Genomic DNA, 5,882 nt, shown 5'->3' with positions numbered 1-5,882 from the left:
AAACACCACCCGCTTATCCCGCAGGTCCAGCATCGCGGGGTAGTACATCTAGCGCACCCCCTTGAGCACCAGGTGGGAGCCTATGAAGAGCAGCCAGCACAAAAGGCCCAGCCGGAAAGGCCGCTGGGCGATGTACTGGGCCAAAAAGGCCCCGCTCCAGGAGCCCAGCAGGCCGCCCAGCCCTAGCTTGAGCAGCAGGATGGGATCCACCTGCCCCAGCGCGGCGTGCAGCCCCCCGCCCACCAGGCCCAGGCCCAGGCCGAACCAAATGTCGGTGCCCACCACGGTTTTGGGCGAGAGCCGGGTTCCGCTTAGGAGGAGCAGGGTGCCCAAAGCACCGGCCCCCGCCGAGGAAAAGCCCATCTCTACCCCAATGAAGGCCGCTCCCAGCACCAACCACACCGGGTGCAGCACCCGGGGGCGGAAGTCCTTGTGCAGGGTGAGGTAGAGGTTGGCTAAGGCGCAGATAAGCACCGTAACCCCAATTACCAAAAGCACCAGGTCGCGCTCGCTTTTGAGGGCGCTCAGGGCCAGGCTGCCCACCGCTGCCGCGGGCAGGCCTCCTAGCAGCAGGTACCCCAGGGTGCGCCCGTCGACCTGGCCCTGCCGCAGGTAGACCAGCCCGGCGGGTATCTTGGCGAAGAATGCATAGAGCAAAGCCGTGCCCACCGCTATTTCTACCGGCACATCCAAAAAGAGCAGAAGCACCGGGGCGGTCAGGGTGCCCCCACCCACGCCGGAGAGGCCGATGGCCACCGCGATGAAAAAGCCAATCAGGACTTCCACGTTCCAGCCTCCTTGCCTGCGTAGGCCTGGCGCAGCACCTCGGCCACCTCGGGCCGGGTGAACTCTGGGGGCAGCCCCTGGCCTGCTCGCAGCAGCTCGCGCACCTTGGTACCGGAAAGCAGCAGGTGGTGCTCGAGGCCATGGGGGCAGGTGCGGCGGCTTACGATGCTGCCGCAGGCTCGGCAGTAGAAGGTGTGGTCGAACTTGAGGATTTCGATGCCGATTTCGTCTTTGGAGAACTGGGCGAAGATCTCCTGGGCCTCAAAGGGGCCGTAGTACGAGCCCACCCCGGCGTGGTCGCGCCCCACGATGAAATGGGTGCAGCCGTAGTTTTTGCGGCTGATGGCGTGCAGAATGGCCTCGCGCGGCCCAGCGTAGCGCATGGCCGCGGGGTAGACCCCGAGCAGCACCCGCTCAGGGGGGTAGTAGTGCTGCAAGAGCACCTGGTAGGCCTTCATTCGCACCGCAGCCGGCACATCGTCGCTTTTGGTCTCGCCTACTAGTGGGTTCAAGAACAGCCCGTCCACCAACTCGAGCGCCACCTTGTGCAAATACTCGTGGGCCCGGTGGATGGGGTTGCGGGTCTGGAAGGCCACCACCGTGCGCCAGCCCTTTTGCGCGAAGAGGGCCCGGGTCTCGGCCGGGGTGTGGTGGTGCTCGGGAAAGGCCCCGCGGCTGAGCTTTAGGAGCCAGATGGGGCCGGCCAGGTAAACCGGCCCCGAGGCCAGAAGGGCCGCCACCCCCGGGTGGGCGGGGTCGGTGGTACGGTAGACCTGGCGGGCCTCGGCCTCCTTGTCGGGGCGGTAGCGTTCGGTTACCTCCATAAGGCCCACGGTCTGGCCGCGGTAGACCAGCCGCACCCTCTGGCCCGGCCTATAGGTCTCGGCCTCCTCCACCGGTAGGGTAATGGGAATGCTCCAGGGCAGGCCGTTTTGCAGCCGCATCTCGGCCAGCACCTGGCGGTAGTCGGCCTGGCCCATGAAGCCCTCCAGGGGGGAGTAGACCCCGGTGGCGATGAGCTCGAGGTCGGCATAGCTGCGCTCGCTGAGGTGGATGGCCGGCAGGTGGGCGTAGGCCTCCGGCGCTTCGGGGCGTAGGCGGTCTACCAGCTGCCCGCCGTGGGGTAGGGGCAGAGAAATATTTACAACATTTGTAATCTTTTCCATGCGGCGAACTTCCTTCTCGCACCAACCCCCTTTGGGGGGGTGCTTTTGCACCTGGTGCTGCCTAGATTGCGTTCTTACCCACCCAAAGCCCGCACTCGCTCTTGCCCCGACCTTCCCAGCGGCCTGCCCGCAGGGCCTCGCCGGGGCGTACCGCGCGGGTACAGGGCCAGCAGCCGATGCTCAGGAAACCGCTCCAGTACAGGGGGTTCACGGGCAGGCCTTGGGCCTTGGCGTAGGCCTCGAGCTGCTCCTTGCTCCAGTAGGCCAGCGGGTTGATGCGCACCCGCTCGCCCGGCTCTACGAAGCCCAGGTGAGCCCGGGTAGGGGCCTGCTCGCGGCTGCGGGCGTTGAGCAGGGCGCTGGGCTTTTTTTGCTCGAGGTAGGCTTGCAGCGGGGCTACCTTGCGCACCGCGCAGCAGCCGTCGGGGTCGGTACGGTAGCGCTCCTGGCCCCATTCCTCCGGCCCCAGCCCAGCCGAGAGGGTCACGAAGCGCAGCCCCGTATAGCGCTCGGCCAGCCGGTCGCGGGTCTGTAGGGTCTCGTGGAAGTGGTAGCCGGTGTCCACAAAGACCACCTCGCCCCGGTAGCCGGCCTGGTAGGCCAGGTCGATCAGCACCACCCCGTTCAGGTTGAAGCCGCTGGGCATCAGGAGGTCGGGGTAGGTTTCCAGGGCCCACCGGATAACCTCTTGCGGGTGGGTGTTTTCGTTCCAGTCGGGACTCAAGCTGCCACCTCCAGCCGTATACCCAAAGGCTCTAGCGCCCGAATAAGCCGCTTTAGGCAGGTCTCTAAGTTTTCCTGGTCGGTGCGAAGGTGCAGATCGGGATGCAAAGGCGGCTCGTAGGGGTCGTTTACCCCGGTGAACTGGGGGATTTCTCCGCGCAAGGCGCGGGCGTAAAGGCCCTTCACATCGCGCCGGGCCACCACCTCCAGCGGGGCGTCCACAAAGACCTCGAGCTTGCGGGGGGCCTGCGCCAGCACCTCCTCGCGGGTGGCGCGGTAGGGACTGATGGCGCTCACCAGCACCACCACCCCGTGTTTGGCCAGCAGGTTGGCCACGTAGCCGATGCGCCGGATGTTGGTATCGCGGTCTTCCCGGCTGAAGCCCAGCCCTTTGGAAAGGTGCTCCCGCACCTCGTCCCCGTCCAAAAGCTCGGTGGGATAACCGGCGGCCTCGAGGCGCTTGTGCAAGGCCTGGGCCAGGGTGGTCTTGCCTGCGCCGGAAAGACCGGTGAACCAGACCACCAGGCCGTTCCTACGCTCCGCCATGGCTTACCTCGGTGTAAAGCGGCTTGTGGTAGACGCGTTCTGTGGGTGCTTTCATTCCTGCCTCCTTATCTTTCCTGGGGTTGGGGGTCGCTGTGCCTAGCGAAACCCAGGCCGGACTTGGCACCGAAGCCCAGTAGACCTGGCGATGAACAGACCTCCGGGCGGGTTGCCGCAGCGTCGTCGGGCCGTTCCCTCGGCTGCTCTGGATAAGTGTGCCGGACCCATAGGGGCCAGACGGGAGGAAGATTATCACAGATTACAAAATCTGTAAACTATTGACTCGGAACTATTGTGAATAGTTTGCTGAGTGTTATAAGTAAAATGTAAATATGGCCAATTTTTTCGTACGCATTGAAAGGCTTTCCGACTATATTTGCAAATCGTTAAAAAATAAGTTGCCTTTAGGACAATTAAGCATTGACATATCCGCAAAGCCTTGCTATGCTCCCTCTCAATGAGAGGCAGCCTTGGCCCCTCTCAGCATTTCCCCAAAGAATGCCTTTTGAACACAGTCGTACCGATACCCACTGCCCCTTCTGCGCGATGCAATGCCGCTTGCAGGTGGTGGCCGATGGTAGCGTGGCTCCCCTGGTTCATCCCATCAACGGGGGCCGACTTTGCGTGTTGGGTCTGAGCAGCGGGGCCCTGGTGCAGCACCCCGAGCGGCTCACCACCCCCCTGGTGCGCAAGGACGGGGTGCTAACCCCCTGTAGCTGGGAGGAAGCCCTGGAGGTGGCTGCCGAGGGATTTTTGCGCATTGCGCGCACGCACGGCCCCGCGGCCAACGCGGTGTATGGGAGCGGCTCGCTGACCAACGAGAAGGCCTACCTGCTGGGCAAGCTGGCCCGGCTGGCCCTCAAAACGCCCCACGTGGACTACAACGGGCGCTACTGCATGTCCGCTGCCGCCACCGCGCAGAACCTGGCTTTTGGCCTGGATAGGGGCCTGAACCGCCCCCTGGCCGACCTGGCCCAGCACGATCTGATTCTGCTGGCCGGTTCCAACGTAGCCGAGTGCCTACCCATGCTGATGCCCCACCTGATGGCGGCCAAGCGAGGGGGTACTCGCTTTATCGTGGTGGATCCGCGCCAGACCCTTACCGCTAAACTAGCTGACCTGCACCTACCCCTAAGGCCGGGCACCGACCTAGCTCTGGCCAACGCCCTCTTCAAGGTGTTGCCTAAGAACCAGGCCTTTATTGAGGCGCACACCCAGGGGTTTGAGGAGGCCCTGAAGGCGGTGGAGGGCTGCACCCTGGCCTGGGCGGCAGAGGTGTGCAGCCTGGAAGTGGGGGCTTTGGAGCAAGCAGTAGCCCTACTGTCCCAGGCCCAGAGGCCCCTTATCCTCACCGGGCGGGGGGCCGACCAGAACGCGCGGGGGGTGCAGACCACCCTGGCCTACATCAACCTGGCGCTCTGCCTGGGTGGGGAGTTCGGCACCCTCACCGGCCAGGCCAACGGCCAGGGCGGGCGCGAGATGGGGCAGAAGAGCGACCAGCTCCCGGGCTACCGCTCCATTGAAAACCCCGCCGACCGGGCCGCCGTGGCCCGGGTCTGGGGGGTTTCGCCCGAGGCCCTGCCCGGCAAGGGAAAGAGCGCTTTTGAAATCCTGGAGGCCATTGAGCAGGGCGAGATTCGGGGGCTTCTGGTGCTGGGGAGCAACCCCGCCGCCTCTTCGCCCCAGGCCGACCGTGTGCGCTCGGCACTGGCGCGGATGGAGCACCTAGTGGTCATAGACCCTTTCCTCTCGGAGACCGCCTCGCTGGCCCGGGTGGTGCTGCCCGGCAGCCTGTGGTTCGAGGAGAGCGGCACCACCACCAACCTCGAGGGCCGGGTGGTGCTGCGCCAAGCCCTGCAAGACCCGCCCAAAGGGGTTCGGCGCGACTGGGAGACCCTGGTGGACCTGGCCCAGCGCCTAGGCGCAGGGGCCTACTTTCGCTACCAGGACACAGAGGAGGTCTTCAACGAACTGCGCCAGGCCACCCGGGGGGCCAAAGCCGACTATTTTGGCATTACTTACGAGCGCCTAAAGCGGGGCGAGGCCCTCTTCTGGCCCTGCCCCCACCCCCACCACCCCGGTACCCCCCGGCCCTTGGCCCAGGGTTTCGCCCACCCAGAGGGCAAGGCCCGCTTCTTCCCCACCCCCTACACCCCGCCCGCCGAGGCCACCGATGCCCAATTTCCCCTGGCCCTTACCACCGGCCGGGTGCTCTACCACTACCTCACCGGCAACCTGACCCGACGCATTGAGCGGCTCCGCAAAAAAAGCCCCGAACCCTACCTGGAGGTGCACCCCGAGACCGCCAAGCGGCTGGGGCTCGAGGAGGGCCGGCCCTGCGAGGTGCAAAGCCCCAGGGCCCGCGCACGCTACACCGTGCGGCTCAACCCCAAGATCCGCCCCGACACGGTCTTCGTCCCTTTCCACTGGGAGGGGCCCTTGGCGGTCAACCGGCTGACCAACCCGGCCCTCGATCCCCTTTGCGGTATGCCCGAGTTCAAGTTCGCTGCGGTAAGTCTGGCCCCTACGGAGTGAGCTATGGAGAGGACCTGTCCTTACCCTCCCTACGCCGCTTGCTCGTGTACCGAGCCAGCGGCCTGCCCCAAGCGCCCCGGGGCCTATTACCCGGCGATGCTGGACTTACGAAGCAAGCGGGTGGTGTTC

The 5,882-nt window shown here is 65.3% G+C and carries 5 protein-coding genes and 1 riboswitch; of the genes, 1 reads left to right on the top strand and 4 read right to left on the bottom strand.

Going from position 1 to position 5,882, the window contains the following annotated elements; translation table 11 throughout:
- Positions 1 to 48: 48 nt before the first annotated feature.
- From DV704_RS11945 to cysC, 4 genes are all read right to left on the bottom strand, one after another.
- Positions 49 to 786, bottom strand: a complete 738-nt coding sequence (locus DV704_RS11945; protein WP_114799807.1) for a sulfite exporter TauE/SafE family protein — start codon at positions 784 to 786, stop codon at positions 49 to 51.
- Positions 774 to 1,952 (bottom strand): sulfate adenylyltransferase, encoded by a 1,179-nt coding sequence (gene sat, locus DV704_RS11940; RefSeq protein WP_114799806.1) that lies wholly within the window; start codon positions 1,950 to 1,952, stop codon positions 774 to 776. The genes DV704_RS11945 and sat overlap by 13 nt, the downstream gene beginning before the upstream one ends.
- A gap of 61 nt (positions 1,953 to 2,013) precedes the next feature.
- Positions 2,014 to 2,676, bottom strand: coding sequence for a phosphoadenylyl-sulfate reductase (locus DV704_RS11935; RefSeq protein ID WP_114799805.1), 663 nt, complete (start codon positions 2,674 to 2,676; stop codon positions 2,014 to 2,016).
- Positions 2,673 to 3,221: an adenylyl-sulfate kinase gene (gene cysC / locus DV704_RS11930; protein WP_114799804.1), complete on the bottom strand. Its 549-nt coding sequence runs from the start codon at positions 3,219 to 3,221 to the stop codon at positions 2,673 to 2,675. Before cysC ends, DV704_RS11935 begins: the two co-directional genes overlap by 4 nt.
- Before the next feature lie 62 nt (positions 3,222 to 3,283).
- Positions 3,284 to 3,434: riboswitch (SAM riboswitch) on the bottom strand.
- A gap of 282 nt (positions 3,435 to 3,716) precedes the next feature.
- Here cysC and DV704_RS11925 point away from each other — a divergent pair.
- The gene (locus DV704_RS11925; RefSeq protein ID WP_114799803.1) at positions 3,717 to 5,753 is read left to right on the top strand and encodes a molybdopterin oxidoreductase family protein; all 2,037 of its coding nucleotides are present in this window, start codon (positions 3,717 to 3,719) and stop codon (positions 5,751 to 5,753) included.
- Positions 5,754 to 5,882: the final 129 nt, after the last annotated feature.

Source organism: Meiothermus sp. QL-1, assembly GCF_003351145.1.
In the GTDB taxonomy this organism is placed as follows: domain Bacteria; phylum Deinococcota; class Deinococci; order Deinococcales; family Thermaceae; genus Meiothermus.
This window is presented reverse-complemented; position numbering and strand designations above follow the sequence as displayed.